The organism is Rhodococcus sp. NPDC003318 (genome assembly GCF_042879035.1).
In the GTDB taxonomy this organism is placed as follows: Bacteria; Actinomycetota; Actinomycetes; order Mycobacteriales; family Mycobacteriaceae; genus Rhodococcus_G.
The window spans coordinates 1-1,344 of sequence record NZ_JBIAOU010000004.1 but is presented as its reverse complement, the minus strand read 5'-3'; the positions used below and the strand labels follow the sequence as shown (position 1 = coordinate 1,344).

The window sequence follows — 1,344 nt, the reverse complement described above, 5'->3', positions numbered from 1 at the left end:
GGGTGGGGGCGCGAACGTTCCCCACGTGGCCCCCGGGGTCCCTGCCACTCATTTTTAACCCCCCCCCGGGGGGGGTGGGTGGGGGGGGGGGGGGGGGCCCGGGCGGGCCCCCCCCCCCAACGACCACTGCCCGTAGTCCGATTTGAGGATCGCGTTGAGGTCGACTCCGATGCCGTCGACGGTGCGCTTGTCGATCTCGAACTGGTGCAGGTGCGCGGCTGGGTGCACGTAGCCCTCCGGCGTGCCCCAGTCGTGCTGCCAGTAGAAGCTTCCGACCCCCGTGACGAGCAGGTGGTCGATGGTGCCGGAATTGGCGTAGACGCCGGTGTTCTCACGCCCGACGACGGATTCCCAGCCGAGGAGATAGGGCACGACCTTCGTCACGATGTCGACGCTCGTGGGGTTGTCGTCGATCGACGCGTAGATCGGGCGGCCGTCGGGTCCGCCTGCGGCGCGGTGCAGTTCGAGTCCTCGGGCCGCGTGCCGCTTGCCCGCCTCGAGGCCGCCGCGCCAGTCGGCCGTCGCGGCCTTCCCGAACTGGTAGCAGGACACCACTTCGAGGCCGGCGGCGGCCAGGGCGGCGGCCTCGTCGGCGAGCATCGGTTTGCCGATCATCCATTCGGCGCCGGGGCGTCGGTCGGAGACGTAGCGAACGGCGCCGACGTGGCCGGCGGCGCGGATCGCGTCGGGGTCGGGAAGGCCCCCGGAGTAGTCGAGCAGGGTGGCTCGGCCGGGCGCCGCCGACGCCACCGCGGTCGACCCGAGGGCGACGGCACCGAGTGCGGCGGATCCGACGGCCGCGTACCTGAACAGTTCTCGCCGGGAAACCTGCACGGATGCCTCGATTCGTCGTCGGACGGGGGTGGCGCCACTGCATCACAGCACACCGGTGTCCCCCTGTCACAGCAATCCCGCGAGACCTCACGATTCACGCGATATCCCGGCCCGCCGGCCCCGGTCAGCGGTAGGCTCGGTGCGTACCCGAACGGCACCGAACCAGCCGCAACAACCTCCTCAGGAGGACGAGGCGTCATGGCAAAAGAGGCATGGTGGGTCATCGAACCCGAGAGCCCATTCACGTTCGAACAGCGTCCCAACGGCGATCTCGTCGTCGCCGACACCGAGGCCGCGGAGGAGCACGTCCTCCACGGCTACGAGTGGATGCATGTCGATCCGGCCGATCCCGGGCACCGGATCAAGGTGCACGGCGAGGGGCCGCCCCCGTTCGGGCGGTGGGTGCGCCTGGACTAGTAGGACTTTGTTAGGTTTGTCACGTTCGCATGTGGGGACTCGAGATTCGGCGTGATTCTCGAGACGATCATCGGGTGGATGCTGCAGCCCTGG

The 1,344-nt window shown here is 69.6% G+C and carries 2 protein-coding genes; one reads left to right on the top strand and one right to left on the bottom strand.

The features are described from left to right. Nucleotides 1-54: 54 nt before the first annotated feature. Nucleotides 55-834, bottom strand: a complete 780-nt coding sequence (locus ACFYVR_RS09410; RefSeq protein ID WP_387472050.1) for a DUF1906 domain-containing protein — start codon at nucleotides 832-834, stop codon at nucleotides 55-57. Between the two features lie 198 nt (nucleotides 835-1,032). On the opposite strand from ACFYVR_RS09410, the gene ACFYVR_RS09405 reads away from it, so the two are divergent. Further along, nucleotides 1,033-1,251, top strand: coding sequence for a maltose regulon activator MalT (locus ACFYVR_RS09405; protein ID WP_387472048.1), 219 nt, complete (start codon nucleotides 1,033-1,035; stop codon nucleotides 1,249-1,251). The last annotated feature ends 93 nt before the right edge of the window (nucleotides 1,252-1,344 follow it).

Bases quoted from the DNA above. Each gene is read 5' to 3' on its own strand.
- ACFYVR_RS09405 (WP_387472048.1), top strand. From the start codon at position 1,033: ATGGCAAAAGAGGCATGGTGGGTCATCGAACCCGAGAGCCCATTCACG.